The sequence below is a fragment of the Acinetobacter sp. C32I genome (genome assembly GCF_023702715.1).
In the GTDB taxonomy this organism is placed as follows: Bacteria; Pseudomonadota; Gammaproteobacteria; order Pseudomonadales; family Moraxellaceae; genus Acinetobacter.
Genome location: NZ_CP098480.1, coordinates 1,560,156 through 1,584,963, shown reverse-complemented (window position 1 = coordinate 1,584,963; position 24,808 = coordinate 1,560,156). Strand labels below are relative to the sequence as shown.

The following is a 24,808-nucleotide window of genomic DNA, read 5'->3' as shown; positions in this document are numbered from 1 at the left end:
TGCAACATCCTGGCTTTGTTATAGGTAATTATTTTTAATAATAGATAGCGCTTTTTCATTCTCCTACAGTGTAAATGTAACAGAGCGTTTTATGAGTAGAACGGTGTAGTGCTTATAAATGGCGTGTGATTGTTATATTATGTAAATATGGCGCTGAGTCATATCATAACGCGTGTCATTTAGGCACAATACGCCTGCCAAAAATTAGATACAGGTTAGAAATCATGAAAAAGTTGGTGCTTATTGTTGCCCCTGTCGTTTTAGCTTTAACCGGATGTGTTACGCCAGATGGAAGTAATTCTGCTGGAGCAACTTCTCAGCAGTTAGGTATGGCGGCATTAAAAGTTGCAGTAAATGCAAAATGTATTAATGAAATCAATGCACTTCCGGCTTGGAAAACAGCGACCCGTTTGATGACAGCAGAACAGCGTGACAACATTCAGACTGAAGTGTGTGGCTGTGTCAGTGAAAAGGCACCAAACAGTGTTACTGCAGTTGAATTAGCGACGGCTGCAATCGACCCAACTGCACGTGCGACTATTGTGACTCAAGTTGTTTCACAAACCGTGAATGCTTGTGTAGCAGAAACTTTAAAGAAAGCAAGTTAAGCAGAACAGGCTGAGTCATCAGCCTTTAGAGATTTTTTATGAGAGTTGCAGGTGTAGATGAGGCGGGGCGTGGACCTTTAGTAGGTTCTGTTGTTGCTGCCGCAGTCATTTTAGATCCAAATAATCCGATCGAAGGCTTAAATGACTCTAAAAAGCTAACCGAAAAAAAACGGGAAAAGCTTTTTGTTGAGATTCAGGAAAAAGCTCTGGCTTGGTCAATTGCTGAAGCAAGTCATGCTGAAATTGATGAGTTGAATATTTTACAAGCCACTTTTCTTGCCATGCGTCGTGCAGTGGAAGGTTTGACAACACAACCTGTCAAAGTGATTGTGGATGGGAATCAGATTCCAAAAGGAATAACGATTCCGTGTGAAGCGATTGTGGGTGGGGATGCCAGCCATGCAGAAATCAGTGCGGCCAGTATTCTGGCTAAAGTGACGCGTGATCGCCAAATGCAGGAACTTGATCAGCAATTTCCTGACTATGGTTTTGCAAAACACAAAGGCTATCCAACCAAAGCACACTTTGAAGCAATTGCAGCTCATGGTGTAATTGATGAACATCGCCGCAGTTATGCGCCTGTCAAGAAGGTTTTGGGTCTGTAAAAACAATTAAAGCGACTAAGAATAGTCGCTTTAATCATTCGAGAAGCATTCTGCGCATTAACGATTGAAGTTATTATGACGAGGGAACTCATTATTCTCTTCTTCATAAGAATGTTGATAATCTTGATCAAGATGTTGCAGATGCTCATGCATGGCACGCTCATGTTGGATACGTTGGTAAATTTCCTCACGATGCACAGAAACTTCTTTTGGAGCATTTACACCAATACGCACCTGATTGCCTTTTACGCCAAGCACAGTAACACTGACTTGATCCCCAATCATTAATGTTTCTCCGACACGACGGGTCAGAATCAGCATGTTTATCTCCTTGCTAAACGCTTAAACTTGCGACAGGGAATTCATTGTTTGAAAGCACAGCCTAATATACAGAAAATTCTAACAGAAATATGTAAAAAACATTTTTTTTAGTAAGTTCTGTGAGAAGCTTCTTAAAAACCTCAAGGCTAATATAACAGAGCCACTATTAAAAAAACTATAGTGGCTCTGTTTTTTTTCTTATTTACTTGCGAGTAAATATGTTTAAGCAGCTATTAATTAAGCACGAGCACTGCTTTCGCCGTGTTCACGATCTAGGCCAAAAGCTGTATGTAAACAACGAACTGCCAATTCCAAGTAGTTTTCTTCGATGATGACAGAAACTTTGATTTCTGATGTAGAAATCATGAGAATATTAATGCTTTCTTCTGCCAATGCAGTGAACATTTTGCTCGCTACACCCGCATGAGAGCGCATACCAACACCTACGATTGACACTTTTACGATGTCATCACGTGTTACAACTTCGCAACCTTCGATACTGTTTGCAGTTTGCTCTAAAATTGCTTTTGCTTTGGCCAAGTCGTTACGATTCACGGTAAAAGTAAAATCAGTTGTACCATCTTCTTCAACATTTTGGATAATCATATCCACTTCAATGTTGGCATTACTGATTGGTGACAAAATCTTAGATGCAATGCCTGGTTCGTCAGGAACACCCAAAATAGTGAGTTTTGCTTCGTCACGGTTAAATGCAATACCTGCAATGATTGGTTGTTCCATATCGTCTTCTGCCTCAGTCGTAATTAGTGTGCCTACGTTTTGTTTGAAATCATCATCAAATGCGCCATCATTTTCATTATCAAAACTTGATAATACGCGTAATGGCACTTGATATTTGCCTGCGAATTCAACAGAGCGAATTTGTAATACTTTTGAACCTAAAGATGCCATTTCCAGCATTTCTTCAAAAGAGATACGGTCAACTTTCTTCGCTTTTGGTGCTACACGCGGGTCGGTGGTGTAAACACCGTCCACATCGGTATAGATTTGGCATTCATCTGCTTTCAAGGCCGCTGCAAGTGCAACGCCTGAAGTGTCAGAACCGCCACGACCCAAAGTAGTGATATTGCCATTGGCATCATAACCTTGGAAACCAGCAACGACGATGACACGACCAGCATCTAGATCTGCAGTCATGACATCGGTATCAATGGATTCAATACGTGCTTTGGTAAACGCGCTGTCGGTTTTAATCCCAACTTGACGACCTGTATATGACTTAGCTTCTACACCAATTGAATTCAGTGCCATCGCTAACATGGAAATCGTTACTTGTTCACCCGTTGACACCATTTGATCTAATTCACGTGGGTCAGGGGTGCTGGTAATGGCCTTGGCAAGCGCAAGTAAGCGGTTAGTTTCACCACTCATTGCTGATACAACCACGACCACTTTGTGACCATGATCATGCCAACGCTTGACACGACGAGCAACATTTAAAATGCGCTCAGGAGTACCCATAGAGGTACCGCCATATTTTTGAACGATTAATGCCATAGTTGTTCCATATAAGCCATGACCCTGAGAGGCATCAGGGTCAGTTACACAAAAGTGAAGTCTTTATTATTGCGCAAGCCATGCAGGTAAAGCTGCAATCACTTGATCAAACTTCTCGTTAAGTGGCGCGCCACCTTGTGCTAAGTCAGGTTTACCACCACCTTTACCACCAAGCTCTTGAGCCAAGTGTTTGATGATGTCACCTGCTTTTAGAGTTGCAGTATATTGTTTAGCGACAGAGGCGATTAAACTCACTTTATCGCCTTCAATACCAGCTAAAATAATGACTGCATCTTCTAATTTTGATTTTACGCTGTCATGAAGATTGCGTAATGATTTGGCATCTAAACCTTGTACAGTCGTAATCAACGTTTGACGACCCGCAATGTCTTTGACTTGATCCAAAAGTTCAGCTGCTTGGAAGCTGGCTAACTTTTGATTCAATTGTTCAATTTGCTTTTGTAGGCTAGAAGCGGTTTCAACAATTGCTTCAACTTTTTCTACAGTTTGCTCTTTTTGCGCTTTTAACAAACCATTGATGGTTTGGATATCAGTTTCAGCTTTTTGAACAACGTCGAGCGCTTTGGTGCCAGTCACGGCTTCAATACGACGAACGCCCGCAGCGACACCACCTTCAGAGGTGATTTTGAACAGGCCAATATCACCTGTGCGTTTTACGTGAATACCACCACACAGTTCGATCGAGAAGTTTTTCTCGTCAATCACTGAACCCATAGACAGTACGCGAACTTCTTCACCATACTTTTCACCAAACAGCATCATCGCACCTTTGGCTTTTGCTGTTTCGATATCAAGCAGTTCAGTGCTTACTGCGGTATTGGCAATCACTTCGGCATTGACTAAGCGCTCAATCTGCTGCAATTGTTCAAACGAAACAGGTTGGTCATTGGCAAAGTCAAAACGTAAAATATCGCTGGCAACCAAAGAACCTTTCTGTTGAACATGCTCACCAAGAATTTGACGTAAAGCTGCATGGAGAAGGTGAGTGGCAGAGTGGTTGCGTGCTGTTGCTGCACGAATATCTGCTTTAACGGTTGCTTCAACATTTTGAGTGGCTTTGAGGCTACCCATGGTCACGATACCTTGGTGTACAAAGGCGCCGCCAGATTTTTTGGTATCTTGAACTTCAAAGATACCTGTATCGTTTTTGAAGATACCAGTGTCACCGATTTGACCACCGCTTTCTGCATAGAAAGGGGTTTGATTCAATACGATCAGTGCTTCGTCACCTTCGTTGATTTCATCAACTTGAACGCCATCTTTATAGATCGCAACGATTTGACCTTGGCCTTGAGTTGCATCATAGCCATCAAACTGTGTTTCACCTTCAACTTTGACAATGCTGTTGTAGTCAACTGCGAATTTACCTGCATCACGTGCGCGTTGGCGTTGTGCAGCCATTTCAACTTCAAAACCAGCTTCATCAATGGTAAGGTCACGTTCACGAGCGATATCAGCAGTTAAGTCAGTCGGGAAGCCGTAAGTATCATATAGTTTAAATACGGTTTCACCAGCAATGACATTGCCTTTCAGTTGCGCTAATTCACCTTCTAACAACTTTAAGCCTTGCTCAAGTGTCTTCGCGAATTGCTCTTCTTCTTTAAGAAGCTGTGCTTCGATGCGTGCTTGCTGTGCAGCAAGTTCTGGATAAGCATCGCCCATCACTTCAATTAGCGGTTGTAACATCTTATAGAAGAATGAACCTGTTGCACCTAACTTGTTACCATGACGCACGGCACGACGAATGATACGACGTAGCACATAACCACGACCTTCATTTGAAGGATTTACACCGTCAGCAATCAAGAATGAACATGAACGAGCATGGTCTGCAATCACTTTTAACGATGCTGGGTATTCAACAGCTTTATTTTGTGCTTTCGCTTCTGCTTCAATGGCAGTGGTATCTAAACCAATAATTTCAGCAGCAGCTTTTAATAAGTGTTGGAACAGGTCAATTTCATAGTTTGAATTGACATGTTGTAGTACAGCCGAAATACGCTCCAAGCCCATACCTGTATCAACAGAAGGTGCCGGAAGAGGGTGCATCACACCATCTGCGGTGCGGTTGAACTGCATGAAAACGTTGTTCCAGATTTCGATGAAACGGTCACCGTCTTCTTCTGGTGTGCCTGGTAAGCCACCCCAGATATGGTCACCATGGTCATAGAAAATTTCAGAACATGGACCACAAGGACCTGTGTCACCCATTGCCCAGAAGTTATCTGATGCGTATTGACCGCCTTTGTTATCGCCAATACGGATAATACGTTCAGCATCGATCCCGATTTCTTTGTTCCAGATATCAAATGCTTCATCATCGGTATGATAAACCGTGACATATAAACGATCTTTCGGTAAGCCTAACCACTGTTCGCTGGTCAAAAATTCCCAAGCAAATTTCAGTGCATTTTGCTTGAAATAATCACCGAAAGAGAAGTTGCCTAACATTTCAAAGAACGTGTGGTGACGTGCTGTATAACCTACGTTATCGAGGTCATTGTGTTTACCGCCGGCACGGACACATTTTTGTGATGAAACAGCACGAACATAGTCGCGCTTTTCTAAACCTAAGAAACAATCTTTAAACTGGTTCATACCAGCATTGGTAAACAGCAAAGTTGGGTCGTTGGCGGGAACGAGAGAACTCGAAGCGACACGTGTATGCCCTTGCGATTCGAAATAACGCAAAAATGCTTCACGGATTTCAGCTGATGTCATAAAGCGAGTACTCACAACCAAGACACTCCATAATTTTGAATTTGGCTATATGCAACAAGGTACGTTGTGTCTAACGTTCTACAATCGAACCCAGTGCGTGGCATAGATTTTAAAAGTGCTAAATTATAACGGAAAATACCTGCCTCACCAACGATTTTACAAGCAATATCATATAAAACTGTGTTTAAGCTAAAAATCTATATTCAACAATGCGCTTGATGTTTTACCATATAGCATAGAAAAGATGATGTTTTGATGAATAAGGACGCTACATGCAACGTATCGCTATCAATGGATTTGGTCGAATTGGTCGGAATGTATTACGTGCGTGGTTTGAGAGTCCTAAGCAATTTCAGTTTGATATTGTTGCCATTAATGATATTGCTGATGTGCAGACCTTAGTGCACTTGTTTAAGTATGACACCACACATGGTCGTTTTGCAGGTCAAGTTGAAATTCAAATTGAAAATCAACATATTTTTTTGAATATCCAGTCCAATCAACGTCAGTTAAAACTACAGGTTTTTAAGCAGGCTCAGCCAGAATTGTTGCCTTGGGCCAACTTGGATATTGATGTGGTGCTTGAATGTACCGGTCTATTCCGTTCACGTGCCGATGCCACACGTCATGTTGAGGCAGGTGCGAAGCGTGTAATTATTGGTGCTGCGCCTTTTGATTCTGTGGACGCGGCGATTGTCTATGGTGTTAATCACAATGACGTAAAGGCCACAGATCAAATCATCTCCAGTGTCTCATGTACCACACAGGCCTTAGTGCCGTTGGTCAAAATTATTGATGATGCCTTTGGTATTGATACCGCATTAATGACAGAAATCCATGCGGTCACAGCAGATCAATCGGTTTTGGACCATGCCCATCGGGATTTACGTCGTGCACGAGCGTCTGGGCAAAATATTATTCCAACGACTTCAAGTGCTTTGGGTGCATTGAAGCAGGTGATGCCGAAAATGGAAGATCGGATTAACGGCTATTCTATTCGTGTACCGACCATTAATGTGGCTGCCATTGATCTTAGTTTTGTTTCGCATTCACCGATTACCGTGCATAAAATCAATGAAGTTTTGAGCAAAGCGGCTCGATATGATTATGCACAGATTATGCAGGTGACAGATGAAGATCTGGTTTCGAGTGACTTTAATCATTCGCCTTATTCTCTGATTGTGGATTTAACCCAAACCATGGTGGTGGGACATCAAGCAAAAGTTTTTGCGTGGTATGATAATGAGTGGGGGTATGCAAATCGCTTGCTGGATTTGTGTGAGTCATTTTCAAATTAAGATTTTAAATAAGATATAAAAATAATGTGGGGTATCGGATGACATTAATGTTGATTTGGGGATTTATTGCTATTTTATTGGCGGCGGTGGCTTTTTTATTCTGGCTGCAGTTTAAAAGCGTAGAAGTACCAAACTCAGATATTCAGGTACAACAACTTGAAGAAAAAGTTGTGCATTTAGAGCTGCATCTGAAAAAGAGTTTGGAAATCATGCAAGATCTGGCCAAGAAGATGCATGTGCAACAAGAGGTCTTAGATCGAACAGTGGCAAATATTGCTGCATTGGAAAAACAGAATGTTGAAATGGTGAATTTGCTGGAAATCGTAGTAAAAGGCGGGAAAGGAACTGAATAAATATTAAGCTAACTCTAAGAGTCTTTTATAAAAATTCAGATTCGCGATAAGTTCGAGGTATTGAATGAGTCCAAACTTGGATGAATTGGTGGTTCGTCTCACCACTGAGGAGGATTGGAAAATCCTTAAAACCGTTCGTTTAGAGTCGCTGCTTGATAGTCCAGATGTTTTCGCTGCTAATTATACGACTACAGAGAAATATAGTGAATCAGAATGGCGTGACCGTGCCTCTCAAAAGACTAAATTTCAATATATTTTAGCAATTAAAGGGGATCGGGCAATTGGGATTATTGGTGGAACTCAAAACGTTGCACATGAATTTAATGTGATCGCGATGTGGGTTAATCCTGTATTTCGTGGCAGTGGTATAGCTGATCTGCTGGTTTCTGCGATTAAGAATTTAGCCGTTTCTAAAGGTCACTCTAGGATTGTATTAAGCGTATCTCCAAAAAACGAGCGAGCAGTCTATTTATATTCTAGGCACGATTTTGTGTTTATACCTGAATGGGAATCTTTAGCCCTGAGTTCAGGTGAAAGAAGTCAAAAAATGGAATGTGTGATTTTTTAATATGAGCTAAGAACAAGACCTTAAGGCGTTTCATTTATTTTGGGTAGTCGCTGCTTAAAAGGCTCGGAATTTCGGAAAGGCAGGCTGGCATGTAACTCCCAAGCAATCAATGTTGTAAAAATCAAACTTGATCAATTGCAAGCAGGGCAATAGTTCAGATGTTAGACAGTTCTTAGCGACAAGAACATAGACTTATACTCTTAGTGATTAGTTTCAATCTATTGAATCTACTCATTAATTTTACCTCAGTGATTAAGTGAATAAGACATTAAACTAGAAAGATTTATTCAAATTCGAAGGTGCATCACAGAAATCTTCGTGCTACACTACGCTGAATCGGGCATTCACCCGATTTTTTTATGTGGTTGCTTTTTGTGTGGATGCTTCCACATTGAACAGATTTTAGGTTTGGAACATGGCCATTTCAGAGACATGGTTGCTCCCTGACGGGGTAGCAGATGTATTGCCAGAACAAGCGCAAGTGGTTGAAACCTTGCGTCGAGAAGCGTTAGATTTCCTCGCAGTTCGAGGTTATCAATTGGTGTATACGCCATTTATTGAATACATCGAATCGCTCTCGCTACTTTCAGAATCTAATCAAGATTTAGATTTAGTCACTTTCAAAGTTATTGATCAGCTTTCAGGTCGTCTACTTGGCGTTCGTGCGGATATGACGCCGCAAGTTGCGCGTATTGATGCCCATGTTCGACCAATTGAAGGTGTGGCACGTTATTGCTATGCAGGCTCAGTATTGCATACCAAACCACAGAATTTTAATGCAACACGTGCACCCTTACAGTTAGGTGCAGAGTTGTATGGTCATGACAGCATTGAAGCCGATGTTGAAATGATCAATGTTATGCTCGCATTAATTGAGCATACCCATACTTTAGAAGGGGCTCACTTAGATCTAGGTCATGTGGGTTTATTCCGTAGCTTGGTTAAGCGTGCTGGTTTAAATAAAAATACAGAAAGTGAACTTTCTGATTTATATCAGCGTAAAGCATTGCCAGAATTGGAAGCGTTCACTCAAGATTTAAGTATGGGTGCGGATTTTTATGCATTAGGTCGTTATGCAAGTGATCTGGATGCATTACAAACGCATTTAAGCCAAGATATTTTAAATGATGTTGATTTTAAAACCGCATTAGATGCTTTGAAATCGACATTGGCACAAATCCAATCGCGTTGGTCTGACCTCAATGTTGGCATCGACGTGGTGGAGTTGCGTAGTTATCACTACCATACAGGTTTAATGTATGCCATTTATGCACCAAATCGTGCAGCACCACTGGCTCAAGGTGGTCGTTATGATGGTATCGGTGAACACTTTGGACGCGCGCGTCCAGCAACAGGATTTAGTTGTGACTTATATGCCTTAGGCGCGACACAGTTTGTTGAAATTGAAACTGTGGTGGCACCGAAGGGCAATGATCAAGATTTATTAAATGCAATTGCAGAGGCGCGTGGCAATGGTTCACGTGTGGTGCAGTTGTTGGGTAATGATGATTTAAGCTCAGTACCATATGCGACCCATCAGTTGGTGTCTCAAAATGGGCAATGGGTGATTGAAAAAGTTTAATTGCCAAGTGATTTAAGGCTTGGTTTCCAATTTTAACAGCATGATGTAATGAGGCTATTATGGGCAAAAATGTTGTGGTACTTGGTACCCAATGGGGCGACGAAGGAAAAGGTAAAATCGTCGACCTGCTCACAGATCAAGCGGCTGCGGTAGTACGCTATCAAGGCGGACACAACGCAGGACATACTCTTGTCGTAGGTGGTAAGAAGACTGTATTACACCTCATTCCATCAGGTATTTTACGTGAAAACGTATTGTGCTTAATCGGGAATGGTGTGGTTCTTTCTCCTGAAGCATTGATTAAAGAAATGGCGATTTTGGAACAAGAAGGCGTACCTGTTAAAGAACGTTTACGTATTTCTCCAAACTGCCCATTAATCTTGCCAAACCATATCGCACTTGACCAAGCACGTGAGAAAAAACGTGGGAATGCCAAGATTGGTACGACAGGTCGTGGTATTGGTCCTGCATACGAAGATAAAGTTGCACGTCGCGCTGTGCGTGTTGCAGACTTGATTCGTGGTGGTGCGTTGCTTGAAGAAAAACTTCAGGAAATGCTTGAACTACACAACTTCCAACTTACTCAATTCTATGGCGTTGAAGAAGTTAAGTTTGAAGATGTTCTTGCGCTGTGCAACGAATGGCGTGAAGTGCTTGCACCATTAGTGATTGATGTAACGACTGTGTTACATAATTACCGCAAAGAAGGTAAGGCAATCATGTTCGAAGGTGCGCAAGGTTCATTGCTTGACATCGATCATGGTACTTATCCATTTGTAACCAGTTCAAATACCACTGCGGGTGGTGTAAGTTCTGGTTCAGGTATGGGTCCATTGCATTTAGACTATGTATTGGGTATTACCAAAGCATATACAACACGTGTTGGTGCGGGTCCATTCCCAACTGAGTTGCATTACGATGCAGCAACAGATACGGGCGATGCGATTGGTCGTCACTTGGGTACGGTTGGTCATGAGTTTGGTGCGTCTACTGGTCGTCAACGTCGTTGTGGTTGGTTTGATGCCGAGATTTTACGTCGTTCGGTTGATGTGAACTCATTATCTGGTATTTGCTTAACTAAACTTGATGTATTAGATGGTTTAGAAGAAGTAAAAATCTGTGTAGGCTATGAAGATGTAGATTCAGGTTGTGCAGGTTCTTCTGATGCGATTTCATTCGAAAGCTTGAAACCAATTTATGAAACCATGCCAGGTTGGAGCGAATCAACTGTAGGTTTGACTCAAATTGATCAGCTTCCTGCAAATGCATTGGCTTATGTACGTCGTATTGAAACTTTAATTGGTTGCCCAATTGATATCGTTTCAACAGGTCCTGACCGTGCAGAAACAATCGTATTGCGTCATCCATTTTCAGCATAAGTTGAATTGATGACAAAAAAGCTCTCATGAATTTGAGAGCTTTTTTTATGGGAAATATTTAGGGAGAGCGAGGTAAATGACGTTAAAACTGATTGCTGAAGACTATATCCAGCCAGATAAAATTGATGAAGTGTTAGTGCTTTATCAAGAGCTGGTAGAGAAAACCAAAGCCGAGGCAGGTTGTATTGCCTATGATCTTTATCATGACCATAAACAGAAAGGGCATTTTGTTTTTATCGAAGAATGGGTTGATCGTGCAGCACTTGATTTGCATGTACAGTCGGAACATTTTCAGCGCTTAGTACCACAAATTGATCAATATCAGATACAGGCGGGACGTTTTACCCATTTGCATCGTTTCGAAACTTTATTATCCGATAAAGAATAAGCTGATCTTGGTTCAAAGATCAGCAATAGCAAAAAAACAGCTTTTGATTCCAATCTTTGTTATTTCACAGCCCAAATAATCCTCGTTATATTAGCCTTACGTTCAAACAAAGAGGGTTTAAACTATGACCAAAAAGAGAATCCGCTACAATGGCTATGAATTAGCGTGCCGATGTTAATTTAAATCAAAGCGCTTAAAAAGGTACAAACCAATTTTGATCAAGGCGGGGAGAGAGGTTGGTTTGAACATTTAAACAATAAAAATAATACTGAGTGTTTGATAATAAAATTTATAAAAAATCGAAGAGAACCGAAAGGTTCTCTTTTTTATTGGGGTTGTTCTTCAATCTCTTTCACTGCGTTATAAACGGCAGCAGGTTCAATATTGAGGATTTTTTTACCGAAGCTTCTGAGCCACCACACCAGTTGTGAGGTAAATGGGACAGTTGCAGAAACCTCAACAATATTCTCTTCTAGCTGTTGGATGATTTGATCTTTACTCAGTTGGCTTTCGTAGAAACTTTTGGCTGTACTTTCAGTCATGGTCAGTTTTAACTGAATTTGTTCAGTTGGCTTGTTATAGTCAACTCGGAAGCCGAGTGCGCCAGATTCGATATAATTATCAATTTCAAAATTGACCGGATGTAAGGCGCGGCTTTCCAATACGGTTGCTGCCTTAAAGCGGTGCAATGCAAAAGTTTGCACTTCAGTTTTATCATTGCGGGTACAGATTAAATAAATCACTGCACCTTTTTGAACCAAAGCTAGCGGGTTCAGAATATAGGTCTTATCTTCGCCTTGATGGGTTCGGGCACGATAAATACATTCAATCTGTTTGTCTTGTAATAAGCCTTCGTAGATCGCCTGTTGCGCATGTTTATCGACGACAGGCGGAATCAATGGTTGTGTGGCTGGCACAATACGAACACGATTGATCCATTGTCGAACATTATTTTGTGTCGATAGGCTACGTTTGGCCAGATCAAACCAAGGTGTCATTTCTTCCAATAAACTTGGTGGAAGCAAGTGACGTAAATGCTCTTCGACCATCATAAACGTAACCGCTTGTGAGCTGGTCATGTGGGGCAAGCTCTGAATCGGTGCATCTGAACGCCAACGCCAGCCTTGGGGCACGGTCTTATTACTTTCAATCGGGAAGCGTTGGGCAATCTGGTTTAAATCGCGCTGAATTGTACGCAGACTGATATCAATGCCTTCTCGTTCTAATATTTCTTGTAATTCACGAGTACCCATCCATTTCCCAGTTGAAAGGCGAGATAGAATTTGCCATTGGCGATAAAGGCTATTGGATGTTTCTTTTTCTTGTACGGATGACATAAGCGTAATACGTAATTCAATGGTCTAAAGCAGACACAATAAAAAAACTATACTTAATTATCAAGTCCATCTGGTCCAGATTACGTATTTACGACTGAAATGGAGGTGCTTTTGCTTAAATATTCTAGATCTGGTTGAAATTTGATCATTTATATAAGTGGCATTGAAATTGCTTTATTTAAATATAGATAAATGATGAGACGAGGTTTCTATGTCAGAACAAGAGAACAGCCTACATATCAGTACCGATTATTTTGCAGCAGAGCCAAATACAGCAGTTTCCATTACAACGTCTACATTTATTCCACAGCTCAATGTCAGCACAAATCTATTTGAGCAACTTAAATCGCAATTTTTTAATGAAATGTTAGATGACAAAAGTTTTAACGGTGAAGCATCGAAAAAAATTGAACAATGGTTGAGTATTCGTAGCCTGGAGGATTTAAAGAGTTTAGAGGCACAAGCCAAACAGCATTTTCTCTATCAAGGCATTACTTTTAATGTTTACGGTGATCAGGAGGGTGCTGAGCGTACTATTCCTTACGATTTGATTCCACGTGTGATTGAAAAGAAGCAATGGGAAAAGATCGCAACGGGCTGCGCACAACGAGTCAAAGCATTAAATTTATTTCTAGATGATATTTATCATGGGCAGCATATTTTAAAAGAAGGTTTAATTCCTGCGGAGCAAGTAATTGCCCATGAAGCTTTTCAGCCGCACATGCTGAAGCATCAATTGAAAGGTAAGATTTATTCACAAATCAGTGGGATTGATATCATTCGTGATGGTCAAGGTGATTTCTTTGTTCTCGAAGATAATTTGCGTACACCATCGGGCGTGTCTTACATGCTGGAAAGCCGAAAAATCAGCCAGAAACTGATGCCAGATTTATGTAATAGCAATAATTTACAAGGGATTGAGCAATATCCAAGTTTGTTAAGAGCAATTCTTGAAGAAAATGCTTATGTCGATCAGCCATTAATTGTCGTGCTTACGCCTGGACGTTTTAACAGTGCCTATTATGAGCATTCATTTCTAGCGCGTGAAATGGATGTGCCACTGGTGACTAGTCGAGATTTATTTGTTGAAGACGAGAAAGTTTATGTCAAAACGATTCGTGGTCGTCAGCAAGTGGATGTGATTTATCGCCGTGTTGATGATGATTTTCTTGATCCGCTCAGCTTTAGACCCGATAGCAGCTTAGGTGTAGCTGGGCTCATGTCTGCCTATCTACAACATAATGTTGTGATTGCCAATGCACCAGGAACGGGGGTTGCAGACGACAAGTCAATTTATCCTTATGTGGATCAAATGATTCAATTTTATTTGGGTGAAGTCCCGATTTTAAATAATGTGCCCACTTATCAATGTCGAGAGGCGGAGCAACTTGATTATGTATTGAGTAATTTAGAAAAACTGGTGGTTAAAGAAGCACAAGGTTCTGGTGGTTATGGCATGTTAATTGGTCCGCAAGCAGATCAACAACAAATTGATTGTTTTAGACAGAAACTAATTGAAACTCCGCATTTATATATTGCCCAACCGACATTGGCACTTTCCGTTGCACCGACACTGACCGCTGAAGGCGTTGCCGAGCGACATATTGATTTACGTCCTTTTGTGCTCAGCTCACCTTACCGTACTGAAATTGTGCCAGGTGGCTTAACCCGTGTTGCCATGCAGGCAGGCTCTTTGGTGGTGAACTCTTCTCAGGGTGGCGGAATTAAGGATACATGGGTAGTTGAAAGCTTGCGTTCCTAAGTGGTATTTCCGCAGCTTGGATATAAGCTGGGCTGTGGCATTGATATAAAGAAAAGGGAGGAAATTTATGCTTTTACTTAGTTCAAGTGCTCAACATATTTACTGGTTAGGACGTTATTTATTCCGCATTGCCTATGTGGCAGAACAGCTACCTTTTGTAGATGATCAGCAGGCTTCAAAATTTGCACAAGCACTTTGTTTGCATATTGAAGATGCAGAGAACTTGAACCAATTCATGTTAGACCGACAGCAGCCTTATTCCTTGTTGAGCCAACTTGAGATTGCACGTGACAATATTCAGGAATTAAGGGGCTTGTTGACGGCACAGGCCTATGCGGAACTGAATTATCTGATTAAAAGTACGGCTGCGGATGGATTCGCGATTCAAACTGTGGTGCAAAATTGTTGCGATATTCTAAAAGCAGAACAAGAAGATATTTTTCTATTCTTTCATATTGGGCAATGTATTGAGCAAATCGATACCTATTTTAGATTCCAACATAATCTTCATACTGTATTTGATACGATTGATCCGACGCTTGAACAGTTATTCCAGCTGGGATGGCAAGATTTACAACCCTGTTGGGAGGTTTTAAAACAACAGCCATACCTGAATCAGTTTTATGCATTTACCTATAAATTGGAAAATCAATTTGAGGCATCCTCATGAAACTTATGGTGAATCATCAGACGCATTATCGCTATAGCGAAGTTGCAAGGAATAGTGTCCAGTCGATCAAGATGATGCCGCAGAGCTCTCGGCACCAAAGTATTGATAATTGGCATATTAGTGTTCCGGGACAATATTCGTGTCAGCGTGATGCGTTTAACAATCTGTGGATTACCGCAACACAACGCCATGATTATCGTTATCTGACGATCATGGCGCAAGGTGTGGTAGATCTGCATGCGACTGAGTTGGGTTATGTCGAGACCGATATTTCACCGATGATATTTTTACAGCGGACTGCGATGACTTGCTGTGACCTGACCATGTCAGATTTCGCACATTCGATTGTTACTGTCAAAGACCGACAGCATTTGATTGTTTTATCAGAAAAAATTTTAGAGCAAGTGCCGTATCAACCTGAAAGTACCTCTGTAACGACCTCTGCAATTGATGCATTTTATGCAGGTCAGGGCGTCTGCCAAGATCATGCACATATATTAATTGCCATGTGTCGTGCGCTACAATTACCAGCACGTTATGTATCAGGCTATATCTACGATGAAAATCAACCACACCTTGCCAGTCATGCATGGGCCGAGATTTTTGTGGATAATGAGTGGTATTGTTTCGATGTAAGTAACCAGATATTTACACCCCAAAATCATATTTATGTCGCGGTCGGGCGCGACTACTTAGATGTTGCACCAGTGCGTGGCATTCGTGAGCAAGGTGGGGTGGAAAGCATGATGTCTGTGGTACAGGTTTTGGCATGTTAAGTATAAAGAGAGAAAGATGACCTATTGTTGTGCATTAAGATTAGAGCAGGGTTTGGTATTGATTAGTGATACTCGAACTAATGCTGGGGTCGATCATATTTCTGTATTTCGCAAATTACATACCTTTGGGGTGGAAGGTGAGCGTTTTATTGCGCTACAAACATCCGGTAATCTAGCAACAACTCAGGCTGTGATTGGGCATTTGCAAAATGCTTTAGCGCTGCATCAAGAACCCAATTTATATAGTGCCAATACCATGTTTGAAGTGGCTGAGCTGGTGGGCAAAACTTTACGTAAAGTGCTTGAAGATATTACCAGCGATACTCAAGAACAGATGAATTATTCATGTAGCATCTTGGTGGGCGGGCAGATTCAAGGCGAAGACATGCAGCTTTATAATGTGTATCCACAGGGCAACTTTATTTGTGCTACCACTGATACGCCTTATTTTCAGATTGGTGAAAGCAAGTATGGCAAACCTATTTTAGACCGTGCCTTACACTATGATATGCCCTTAGATGATGCACTGCGCTGTTCACTCATTTCTTTCGATTCGACTTTGCGTTCTAACGTGTCAGTGGGTTTGCCTTTGGATGCTTTGGTTTATCATAAAGACAGTTTTAAAATTCCAGAAGGGAAGCGTATTGGTGAAGATGATCCTTACTTCACCCAGATCAGTAAACAATGGTCAGAGACTTTGCGCCGTGGTTTGCAAGAATTGCCAAAACCAACGGCTGACTATGGTTTATAACTTCCGTTAAGCCTTCCTCAAAAGCATGTATAGGTGCTTTTGAGGGAGTATTCTAAGGTATTGGTCTGTTTTTACTTAGAATGCGATCCAGCGACAGCATGCTTGGTCGAGATGTAATCAGTATCGCAAGAATAAACATATACAACAGGTCATGGATATAGAAGAACCAACTGAGCCAGCTCATTAGATCTAATCCTTCGGGAATAGTGTGTATGCCAACGGTATATAATGCAGTCAGGCAGATTATAAATAACAAGACACTACTGATTTGTGTTAACAAACCGATAATCAAGAATAAACCTGCCAGCATTTCAGTCGCTGAAACGAAAGTACTCATGATTGTTGGAAATGGAATGCCTGCATCTATGATCGTTTCCAGCATAATCAGTTTGTTTTTTTCAACGAAAAGCTTGTTGAAACCTGTAGTAAAGAAAAAAATGCCGATCGAAATTCGGATCAGAAACAGAACCAATTGCTGGATCGGCATTTTATAAAGCGGATTATCGTAAATTAGTTTTAACATGCTGGATCTGATTGGTTAAAACCCTTATTAGAGGTAAAACCCAAAAATTGATCAAGTCATGTTTAGTTATCTAATTGACGTATTGGGCGTTGGCTGAGGCGGCAAAGGAGCTCGTAGCCGATGGTTCCGTTCGCTGCTGCCACATCATCAACCAAGCGAGATTGGCCCCAAAGCTCAACTTTTGTGCCAATTTCTGCTTTAACATTGCTGATATCAATCGCGATCATGTCCATACTGACACGGCCAACAACAGGAACTAGTTGTTGATTGATGGCAACGAAGTTTTGCTGGATATACGCACGTGGATAGCCGTCACCATAGCCAATCGAAACAATCGCGATCTCTGTCGGACATGTAGCTGAATAGGTTGAACCATAACCGACAAATTCACCCTGTTGAATCTGATTCAGTGCAATGATTTCGGCACTAAAGGTCATGACGGGCTTTAGATCGAGTTCATGTACACTTTTATCGGCAAAAGGAGATGCGCCATAAAGCATGATACCGGGGCGAACAAAATCAAAATGTAGTTCAGGATATTTATAAATTGCCGCAGAGTTACAGCAGGAGACCAAGATCGGTTCACAAGCCTGCTTGACCTGTAAGAACTGCTGTTTCTGTTGCTCATTTAAAGGATGTTCTACATCAGCATTGGCAAAATGCATGGCGAGTACACAGGTGAAACCTTCGGCTTTTAAACGTTGAATCACGTCTATGATTTCATGGATTTTAAAACCAAGGCGGTTCATGCCGCTATTTAGTTTGACCCAAACTTTCAAGCCTAATGCGTTGTAAGCAGTTTTATGTTGAATTAACCATTCAACTTGTTGTGTGTGATGAACAATACATTCAAGTTTCTGTTCAATGACGTGTGTCATTTCATCTTTAGCAAATACACCTTCAATCAGGGTAATGGGTTGAGTATATCCCAGTTGCCTGATCTCCAAAGCTTCTTCTAAACAGGCGACACCAAAAGCGTCCGTGGCCTCTAGGGCGGCTAAACAGTGCTTAACTCCATGTCCATAGGCATTGGCTTTGACCATACTGACGATTTTTGAATGTGGAGCAAGTTGTTTAACACGGTTTAAATTATATTGCAGTGCTACACTGTCAATATAAACTGTTGCTTGGCGCACCCTGATTTCTCCTTTGGGTCGGCTAGGAAACGAGATAATGCAATTTGGATCGTGAAGGGCTTATTCCTCATCCTCATATTGAGCATAGAACTCAGGCGAGAGGTTACTAAAACGGGTATATTGGCCTTCGAAGGCAAGGCGAACGCTACCAATTGGACCGTTACGCTGTTTACCGATGATAATCTCGGCAGTACCTGCTTCTTTAGATTCTTTGTTATAGACTTCATCACGGTAAATGAACATGATTAAGTCGGCATCCTGCTCGATCGCACCCGATTCACGCAAGTCTGACATAACCGGGCGTTTGTTTGGTCGGTTCTCCAAACTACGGTTCAGCTGCGATAGTGCAATCACAGGACATTGCATTTCTTTGGCTAAGGCTTTTAAGCTTCGTGAAATTTCCGAGATCTCACCGACACGGTTATCGCCCATACCTGGGACTTTCATCAGCTGTAAGTAGTCGACCATGATACAGCCGATTTTGCCATCATGCATTTTAGCCACACGACGCGCACGGGCACGAAGTTCAGTGGGTGGCAGAGCAGACGAGTCATCGATATAGAGATGCATTTCTTGTAGCTGAAGAATGGTGCCTGTCACTTTGGTCCATTCGTCTGCATCGAGATTCCCTGAACGTAAATGTCCTTGATGGACTTTACCCATTGCTGAAATCAAACGCATGGCAATCGAGTCTGCTGGCATCTCCATTGAGAATACCAGAGCAGGCAGACGGTTGTATTGCAGTACACTTTCAACCAAGTTCATGGCGAACGTGGTTTTACCCATCGATGGGCGTGCTGCAACAATAATCAAGTCTCCGGCTTGCATCCCCGAGGTTTTGTTATCGAGTTCCAAGAAGCCTGTGGTTAAACCGGTAATGTTGCCATCAAGTTTAGATAATTCATCTAATTTGGTAATCACATCCGCAGTTACAGAGCTGATGGATTTTGGCCCAGAATCTTTTTTATTGTTATTGTGCTGTTCTGCCAAAGAGAAAATACTGGTTTCTGCTAAATCAAGAATTTCGCTGACGGGACGACCTTTGGTGTCATAGGCATTTTGTAAAATATCGCTGCTGATCTTGATCATGTTACGCAGAGTTGAAAATTCCTTGATTTTATTTGCATAAATTTCAAGGTTATAGAAACTTGATGGTGAATCTGCCATCAGTTGCATTAAATATTCTTCACCACCAATGGCATCTAACAGGTTTTGTTTGAGCAACCAATCATTGACCAAAACGGCATCATAAGGCGAGTTTTCTTGTGCCAGTTTCTCAATGGCACGATAAATATATTTGTGACGTGTTGCATAAAAATCATTTTCTTTGAGTAAGTCACTGACTTGCTCAAAAGATTCTGCAACCGTCATTAAGGCTGCCAAAACGGCTTGCTCGATGGCAAGGTTGTGCGGTGGGGTACGGAATTCTTTTAGCTGACCTGAGTCACTCACTTTACTCTCTGTGTTTGGAGAATTTTTTGTAAAATTGGCATTCGCCTGTGACATAACAAGACCTAATAAAAAGATGAAACGGTACCGAATGACTATCTTAATCCAAATGGAGCTCATCGGCACAATTTAATTCAGTGAAAATTGTGTAAGTGGTGAAAAAGTGTGGTTTAGCGCTTAGAGCCGATTAGATGCACCCCATTGGCACATCATGTCTAATAATGGAATTAAGGAAAGTCCGCGTTCAGATAAGCTGTATTCGACTTTGGGTGGAATTTGTGGATATTCCTTACGAATAATTAATTGGTCTCGTTCCATTTCTTTCAAGGTCAGACTCAAAGTTTTAAAAGAAATATTAGCAATGGAGCGTTTTAACTCATTGAATCGCATGATGGATTTATGCTGATAAAGCCAATACATGATAATCATTTTGTATTTGCCATTGATCAGGGAAAGCGTATATCCAAAATCGGTTTGCTCTAAGTCAATTTGGGGCGGGGCACAGGTTTCCATAATTTTTCCGACACTCACTTTTAGTCTAGTATATAACCATAATGACCGTACTTATATTATCTCCAGCATACTTTTATAATCATTTTATATTGATTGCAGAAAGACTCAGATGCCTGACGGGATGCTTTGAAATGAAGAAAACACTCGTGATCGTTGCTCACCCAGATATTGATAACGCTGTTATTAATAAACGTTGGATTGAGGAGTTGAGCCAATATCCTGATGAATTCACGATCCATCAACTTTATCAACACTACCCAGACGGTGTTATTGATGTTGCTAGAGAACAAGCTTTGGTGGAAGCCCATCACAATTTGGTCTTTCAGTTTCCGATTTATTGGTTTAATTGCCCGCCCTTATTAAAGCAATGGTTGGATGATGTGCTGACCTATGGTTGGGCCTATGGCTCAGCGGGAAATCAGCTCAAAGATAAGAAAATAACCCTTGCCGTTTCCGCAGGGATTAAAGAAAAAGATTATGCCACAGATGGTCGCTATCAGTTTTCGCTACAACAGCTGTGTCTACCTTTTGAATTAACTGCGCGCTATGTAAAGGCCGATTATCAGCCAATGTTTGCTTTTTATGGAATGGATACCAATCCGGAAGCGGGAGAGGTTCAACCTACTGGGAATGAAATCAATCAGAGTGCAGTGAATTATGTGAACTATTTATTAGAGATGTGGTAACTATATTTTCAATGAATAGGATGATTTAAGAAAACAAAACAATAGACATAAAAAAAGAGCATGTAAAACATGCTCTTTTTTTTGCGGAAATTACTCAGATACGATAGTAACGAGAACTTCAGCAACAACATCATGATGCAATTGGATTGCGATGTTGAATTCACCAGTGTGACGAAGCGCACCGTTTGGTAAACGAACTTCTGCACGGTCTACAACAAGACCAGCATTAGTTAAAGCATCAGCGATGTCACGAGTACCGATAGAACCGAAGAGTTTACCTTCGTCACCAGCTTTCGCAGTGATCACGATGTTAACTTCATTCAATTGTTCAGCACGTGCATTCGCAGCAGCTAATACTTCAGCTTCTTGTTTCTCAAGTTCAGCACGACGAGCTTCAAAAGCAGCAGTGTTTGCTTCTGTTGCAGCTACAGCTTTACCTTGAGGGATCAAGAAGTTACGACCGTAACCAGCTTTAACTGATACTTTGTCGCCTAATTTACCAAGGTTTTTAATGCGTTGTAATAAGATAACGTCCACAGCTCACCTCACTTACTTATGGTTGTCAGTGTACGGAATCAAAGACAAATAGCGAGCTTGTTTAATAGCTAACGCTAATTGACGTTGATAACGAGCTTTAGTACCTGTAATACGGCTAGGAACAATCTTGCCGTTTTCAGTGATGTACTGTTTTAAAGTGTCGATATCTTTGTAGTCGATGTACGCAACATTCTCAGCTGTAAAGCGGCAGAACTTGCGACGACGGTAAAAACGTGCCATTGATGTTCTCCTTATTCAGCTTCTTGAATTGCTTGTTGTGCTTCTTCACGTTGAGCTTTACGCGCACGTTTTTCTTCAGCACTCTTAGCAAGTAAAGATTCTTCAGTAATTGCGTGTTCACGACGGATGATGATGTTACGAATGATTGCGTCGTTATAACGGAATAATTCTTCTAATTCATCAAGAGTCGTTTGACCACATTCAACATTCATAAGAATGTAGTGTGCTTTGTGAATTTTGTTAATCGGGTAAGCCAATTGGCGGCGGCCCCAATCTTCTAAACGGTGAATTTGACCTTCAGCTTCTTTGATCTGAGAGATATAGCGTTCAACCATACCTACAACTTGATCGCTTTGGTCTGGATGTACCAATAGTACGATTTCGTAGTGACGCATTGTCAGCTCCTTACGGTTTAAGCAGCCCCTAATTAAAAAAATTAGAAGCAAGGAGTCATAACTTAAAAGTTATGTCGCAAATTGCGAAGCGGCGATTATATGCAAATTGACGCTATAAAGCAAATTTGCCATAGTCTTTGCATGATATTTTTTAAATAAAATAGGGCATAAGCATGGAACAACAATTTTTAAAAACAGTTGCATTGATCGAGTCAATTTTACAGTCAGGTACTGAGGATGCTTATTCAGAAGTATTTGAGCAATATGAAGGGAATATTTATCAAATTTTAATGATTGTCGATTGGCGTGAAGAAGATGAAGCCATTATTGAATATTGCGAAAAAATATTGCAAACAGGGAATTTAAGCGTAGAGACGGAAAGTGCTGATAATGCCCAAGGTTTTATCATTCGTCTTCATTACAAAGATCAAGCATTGATCATTCCTTATCAAGGTGAGGGTGCTGATCGAGATACCACCTTAAAAGCACTGAATCAAATTTTACAGCCAGATTATGAAATCCGCTTTTGTGAGCCTTCCGATGGTTCCGATACCTTGGAGTTTATTCCATTACCTCAAGAAGCGTGGCAAAAATTAGATCAAAAATATTCACATAATATTGATCAATTTTTTAGACGATTTGAGTCAGACAGTGAGTTTTTTGGCTAGCGTAATGTTGCAGATGGGTATTTACAGATTGTATGTAACAGGCTGGCTTGGAATGTAGTCTAGGTGGGGTTCATTTAGGCAATAAAGAAACAAATGTTTTTATTGCACGAAATGATCACAACGAGAGGGAGAATAAAAAGATAGAGCGTTCTCTATCTTTTTAAAAAATAGGGAAGAGTGGTGCAGGACTTTTAAAAGTAAAGCTAAAGCTTAAACTAATGACAGTAATCAGGATTACTGAAAAAAGGAAAAAGCGTTTTGCCCAAAGCTGATCATCTTCAGCCTTGAATCCTAAAATACCAATGTAGAACCAGTAAATACACAACGCATTACAGATCACCAAGAAAATGAGATTGGTATATCCATACATATACAGTGCATTCATCGCAACGGTAAACAGAATCACATAAATCAGTGATTCGATCTTCGTTCTTACAATTGAACGAGCTACAGGTAAAATTGGAATACCTGCATTTTTGTAATCGTCAAAACGATAAATGGCGATTGCCCATGAATGTGGCATTTGCCATAAAGCATATGCAACAAAGATTAATAACGCCGCCATATCGAATTGATGACTTACAGCCGTATAACCAATAACAGGTGGACTCGCCCCGGAAATACTACCAATGACGGTTTGATGGATGGTGGTACGTTTCGTCCACAAACTATAAAAACCGACATAGACTACAAAACCAATCACAGCGAATAAAAATGCATAAGCATTCACATAGAACCAGAGCATGCTAAAGCCAATCACACCTAAAACCAATGCATAACACAGGGCAACAGGAGGGGATATGGTTTTTGTCACAAGCGCGCGATTCATGGTGCGTTGCATTTTTTGATCGATATCTTGATCAATAACATTATTGACCACACAACCAGAAGCAACCACAAAAGTTGTTCCGAGTAGGGTAAGCAATAATAAGAGGCAGTCTATAGAGCCTTGGGCGGCTAAGAAGAAGCCGCCCAAGGTGGTAATAAAATTACCGAAGAGAATTCCTGGTTTAGTCAGGAATAAGTACTTTTTCCACATGACAATTAGTTTAGATCATCATGTTGTAGTGTAGGTAATTCATAATCCACACAGAGCCGACTAAAAGTACAGCGATACATAAAATTGTGTAGATAAATGCAATAAGGTTCCAACGCTGATCAGACGATGTATTCATGTGCAAGAAATACACAAGTTGTACAAGTACCTGAGCAACCGCAGTAATTGCAATTACTGTAACTAGAACGCCACGACTGAAACCGCCAGCCATCACCATCCCGAACGGGATGATGGTGAGGATAACAGAAAGAATAAATCCAACAGTGTATTGTTTAAAGTTACCGTGTGACGCACCTGCAGCATTATGGTCATGACTACTCATTAGAGAACTCCCAGTAAGTAAACGACGCTGAATACACAGATCCAAACGATGTCAAGGAAGTGCCAGAACAAGCTTAAGCAAGCAAGACGACGTGTATTCGGTAAGGTCAAACCATTCTTTTTGATTTGATACATCAATACCAACATCCACACTAAACCAGAAGTTACGTGGATACCGTGTGTACCAACCAAAGTAAAGAATGCAGATAAGAATGCACTGTGAGTTGGACCATGGCCTTCATGTACAAGGTGATGGAACTCATAGATTTCCATACCAATGAACGATGCACCGAAAAGGAATGTAATGAATAACCAAGTGATGACTTGATTTACATTCTTTTTATACGATGCAAGTACAGCAAAACCAAATGTTACCGATGAGATCAATAAGGCAAATGTTTCAGTTAAAACGAAGCCTAATGAATCATGGAACAGGTCATATGCACTTGGAGTTCCTGGTGGAATATGACTGCTTAATACAGCGAACGCAATGAAGAGTGATCCGAAAAGAATCAAGTCACTCATCAAGTATGTCCAGAAACCAAAGACCGTTAAGTCCGTATCATCATGCTCATGATGACCATCGTGGCCGTGGTTGTCGTGATGAAGTACTTCAGCCATTTCC

The 24,808-nt window shown here is 41.1% G+C and carries 28 protein-coding genes; 14 read left to right on the top strand and 14 right to left on the bottom strand.

Annotation, left to right across the window (positions count from 1 at the left end):
• Positions 1–224: 224 nt before the first annotated feature.
• Positions 225–608: a hypothetical protein gene (locus tag NDN13_RS07730; protein WP_004654453.1), complete on the top strand. Its 384-nt coding sequence runs from the start codon at positions 225–227 to the stop codon at positions 606–608.
• Positions 609–646: 38 nt separating this feature from the next.
• Positions 647–1,213 (top strand): ribonuclease HII, encoded by a 567-nt coding sequence (gene rnhB, locus NDN13_RS07725; protein WP_251117815.1) that lies wholly within the window; start codon positions 647–649, stop codon positions 1,211–1,213.
• 57 nt (positions 1,214–1,270) lie between these two features.
• On the opposite strand, the gene csrA is transcribed toward rnhB, so the two are convergent.
• The 3 genes from csrA to alaS form a co-directional block, all read right to left on the bottom strand.
• On the bottom strand, positions 1,271–1,534 hold the full coding sequence (csrA, locus tag NDN13_RS07720; protein ID WP_004654447.1) for a carbon storage regulator CsrA: 264 nt from the start codon (positions 1,532–1,534) through the stop codon (positions 1,271–1,273).
• Between the two features lie 237 nt (positions 1,535–1,771).
• A complete protein-coding gene (locus tag NDN13_RS07715) occupies positions 1,772–3,052 on the bottom strand; it encodes an aspartate kinase (protein WP_251117814.1) in 1,281 nt (426 codons plus the stop codon).
• A gap of 66 nt (positions 3,053–3,118) precedes the next feature.
• Entirely contained in the window at positions 3,119–5,809 is a 2,691-nt protein-coding gene (gene alaS / locus NDN13_RS07710) for an alanine--tRNA ligase (RefSeq protein ID WP_251117813.1), read from the bottom strand.
• Between the two features lie 257 nt (positions 5,810–6,066).
• On the opposite strand from alaS, the gene NDN13_RS07705 reads away from it, so the two are divergent.
• The 6 genes from NDN13_RS07705 to NDN13_RS07680 all read left to right on the top strand — a co-directional run bounded on the left by NDN13_RS07705 (position 6,067) and on the right by NDN13_RS07680 (position 11,362).
• The gene (locus NDN13_RS07705; protein WP_251117812.1) at positions 6,067–7,092 is read left to right on the top strand and encodes a type I glyceraldehyde-3-phosphate dehydrogenase; all 1,026 of its coding nucleotides are present in this window, start codon (positions 6,067–6,069) and stop codon (positions 7,090–7,092) included.
• 38 nt (positions 7,093–7,130) lie between these two features.
• Complete coding sequence (locus NDN13_RS07700; protein ID WP_251117811.1) at positions 7,131–7,445, top strand: hypothetical protein; 315 nt, start codon at positions 7,131–7,133, stop codon at positions 7,443–7,445.
• 64 nt (positions 7,446–7,509) lie between these two features.
• Positions 7,510–8,013 carry a GNAT family N-acetyltransferase gene (locus NDN13_RS07695; RefSeq protein ID WP_251117810.1) on the top strand — a complete coding sequence of 168 codons (504 nt, stop codon included), beginning with the start codon at positions 7,510–7,512 and terminating at the stop codon, positions 8,011–8,013.
• Positions 8,014–8,428: 415 nt separating this feature from the next.
• Entirely contained in the window at positions 8,429–9,595 is a 1,167-nt protein-coding gene (locus NDN13_RS07690; protein ID WP_251117809.1) for an ATP phosphoribosyltransferase regulatory subunit, read from the top strand.
• A gap of 59 nt (positions 9,596–9,654) precedes the next feature.
• The gene (locus NDN13_RS07685) at positions 9,655–10,974 is read left to right on the top strand and encodes an adenylosuccinate synthase (RefSeq protein WP_016540963.1); all 1,320 of its coding nucleotides are present in this window, start codon (positions 9,655–9,657) and stop codon (positions 10,972–10,974) included.
• A 76-nt stretch (positions 10,975–11,050) separates the two neighbouring features.
• On the top strand, positions 11,051–11,362 hold the full coding sequence (locus tag NDN13_RS07680; protein ID WP_251117808.1) for a putative quinol monooxygenase: 312 nt from the start codon (positions 11,051–11,053) through the stop codon (positions 11,360–11,362).
• A gap of 326 nt (positions 11,363–11,688) precedes the next feature.
• Here the strand turns inward: NDN13_RS07680 and NDN13_RS07675 are convergent, their stop codons facing one another.
• Positions 11,689–12,699 carry a helix-turn-helix transcriptional regulator gene (locus NDN13_RS07675; protein ID WP_251117807.1) on the bottom strand — a complete coding sequence of 337 codons (1,011 nt, stop codon included), beginning with the start codon at positions 12,697–12,699 and terminating at the stop codon, positions 11,689–11,691.
• Positions 12,700–12,910: 211 nt separating this feature from the next.
• On the opposite strand from NDN13_RS07675, the gene NDN13_RS07670 reads away from it, so the two are divergent.
• The 4 genes from NDN13_RS07670 to NDN13_RS07655 all read left to right on the top strand — a co-directional run bounded on the left by NDN13_RS07670 (position 12,911) and on the right by NDN13_RS07655 (position 16,658).
• Positions 12,911–14,461: a circularly permuted type 2 ATP-grasp protein gene (locus tag NDN13_RS07670; RefSeq protein ID WP_251117806.1), complete on the top strand. Its 1,551-nt coding sequence runs from the start codon at positions 12,911–12,913 to the stop codon at positions 14,459–14,461.
• Positions 14,462–14,528: 67 nt separating this feature from the next.
• The gene (locus NDN13_RS07665; protein ID WP_251117805.1) at positions 14,529–15,131 is read left to right on the top strand and encodes an alpha-E domain-containing protein; all 603 of its coding nucleotides are present in this window, start codon (positions 14,529–14,531) and stop codon (positions 15,129–15,131) included.
• Positions 15,128–15,907, top strand: a complete 780-nt coding sequence (locus NDN13_RS07660) for a transglutaminase family protein (protein ID WP_251117804.1) — start codon at positions 15,128–15,130, stop codon at positions 15,905–15,907. The genes NDN13_RS07665 and NDN13_RS07660 overlap by 4 nt, the downstream gene beginning before the upstream one ends.
• A gap of 16 nt (positions 15,908–15,923) precedes the next feature.
• Complete coding sequence (locus tag NDN13_RS07655) at positions 15,924–16,658, top strand: proteasome-type protease (protein WP_159724942.1); 735 nt, start codon at positions 15,924–15,926, stop codon at positions 16,656–16,658.
• A gap of 52 nt (positions 16,659–16,710) precedes the next feature.
• On the opposite strand, the gene NDN13_RS07650 is transcribed toward NDN13_RS07655, so the two are convergent.
• From NDN13_RS07650 to NDN13_RS07635, 4 genes are all read right to left on the bottom strand, one after another.
• Entirely contained in the window at positions 16,711–17,181 is a 471-nt protein-coding gene (locus tag NDN13_RS07650; protein ID WP_251117803.1) for a DoxX family protein, read from the bottom strand.
• A gap of 62 nt (positions 17,182–17,243) precedes the next feature.
• Positions 17,244–18,317, bottom strand: coding sequence for an alanine racemase (alr, locus tag NDN13_RS07645; protein WP_251117802.1), 1,074 nt, complete (start codon positions 18,315–18,317; stop codon positions 17,244–17,246).
• 60 nt (positions 18,318–18,377) lie between these two features.
• Positions 18,378–19,823, bottom strand: a complete 1,446-nt coding sequence (gene dnaB / locus NDN13_RS07640) for a replicative DNA helicase (protein ID WP_005204716.1) — start codon at positions 19,821–19,823, stop codon at positions 18,378–18,380.
• A 120-nt stretch (positions 19,824–19,943) separates the two neighbouring features.
• Positions 19,944–20,279, bottom strand: a complete 336-nt coding sequence (locus tag NDN13_RS07635) for a winged helix-turn-helix transcriptional regulator (RefSeq protein ID WP_005204715.1) — start codon at positions 20,277–20,279, stop codon at positions 19,944–19,946.
• A gap of 131 nt (positions 20,280–20,410) precedes the next feature.
• On the opposite strand from NDN13_RS07635, the gene NDN13_RS07630 reads away from it, so the two are divergent.
• Entirely contained in the window at positions 20,411–20,965 is a 555-nt protein-coding gene (locus tag NDN13_RS07630) for an NAD(P)H-dependent oxidoreductase (RefSeq protein ID WP_251117801.1), read from the top strand.
• A 90-nt stretch (positions 20,966–21,055) separates the two neighbouring features.
• Here NDN13_RS07630 and rplI read toward each other — a convergent pair whose 3' ends face one another.
• From rplI to rpsF, 3 genes are read right to left on the bottom strand one after another with little or no spacing between them, the layout of a single operon-like run.
• Positions 21,056–21,502, bottom strand: a complete 447-nt coding sequence (gene rplI / locus NDN13_RS07625; RefSeq protein WP_004654410.1) for a 50S ribosomal protein L9 — start codon at positions 21,500–21,502, stop codon at positions 21,056–21,058.
• A 12-nt stretch (positions 21,503–21,514) separates the two neighbouring features.
• Positions 21,515–21,742, bottom strand: a complete 228-nt coding sequence (gene rpsR / locus NDN13_RS07620; protein WP_000090661.1) for a 30S ribosomal protein S18 — start codon at positions 21,740–21,742, stop codon at positions 21,515–21,517.
• 11 nt (positions 21,743–21,753) lie between these two features.
• On the bottom strand, positions 21,754–22,137 hold the full coding sequence (rpsF, locus tag NDN13_RS07615; RefSeq protein WP_004654408.1) for a 30S ribosomal protein S6: 384 nt from the start codon (positions 22,135–22,137) through the stop codon (positions 21,754–21,756).
• A gap of 173 nt (positions 22,138–22,310) precedes the next feature.
• On the opposite strand from rpsF, the gene NDN13_RS07610 reads away from it, so the two are divergent.
• Complete coding sequence (locus NDN13_RS07610; RefSeq protein ID WP_251117800.1) at positions 22,311–22,805, top strand: hypothetical protein; 495 nt, start codon at positions 22,311–22,313, stop codon at positions 22,803–22,805.
• Between the two features lie 160 nt (positions 22,806–22,965).
• Here NDN13_RS07610 and cyoE read toward each other — a convergent pair whose 3' ends face one another.
• From cyoE to cyoC, 3 genes are read right to left on the bottom strand one after another with little or no spacing between them, the layout of a single operon-like run.
• Positions 22,966–23,844 carry a heme o synthase gene (gene cyoE, locus NDN13_RS07605; protein WP_251117799.1) on the bottom strand — a complete coding sequence of 293 codons (879 nt, stop codon included), beginning with the start codon at positions 23,842–23,844 and terminating at the stop codon, positions 22,966–22,968.
• A gap of 10 nt (positions 23,845–23,854) precedes the next feature.
• On the bottom strand, positions 23,855–24,184 hold the full coding sequence (locus NDN13_RS07600; protein ID WP_004771585.1) for a cytochrome o ubiquinol oxidase subunit IV: 330 nt from the start codon (positions 24,182–24,184) through the stop codon (positions 23,855–23,857).
• Complete coding sequence (gene cyoC, locus NDN13_RS07595) at positions 24,184–24,804, bottom strand: cytochrome o ubiquinol oxidase subunit III (protein ID WP_005274296.1); 621 nt, start codon at positions 24,802–24,804, stop codon at positions 24,184–24,186. Before cyoC ends, NDN13_RS07600 begins: the two co-directional genes overlap by 1 nt.
• Between the last annotated feature and the right edge of the window lie 4 nt (positions 24,805–24,808).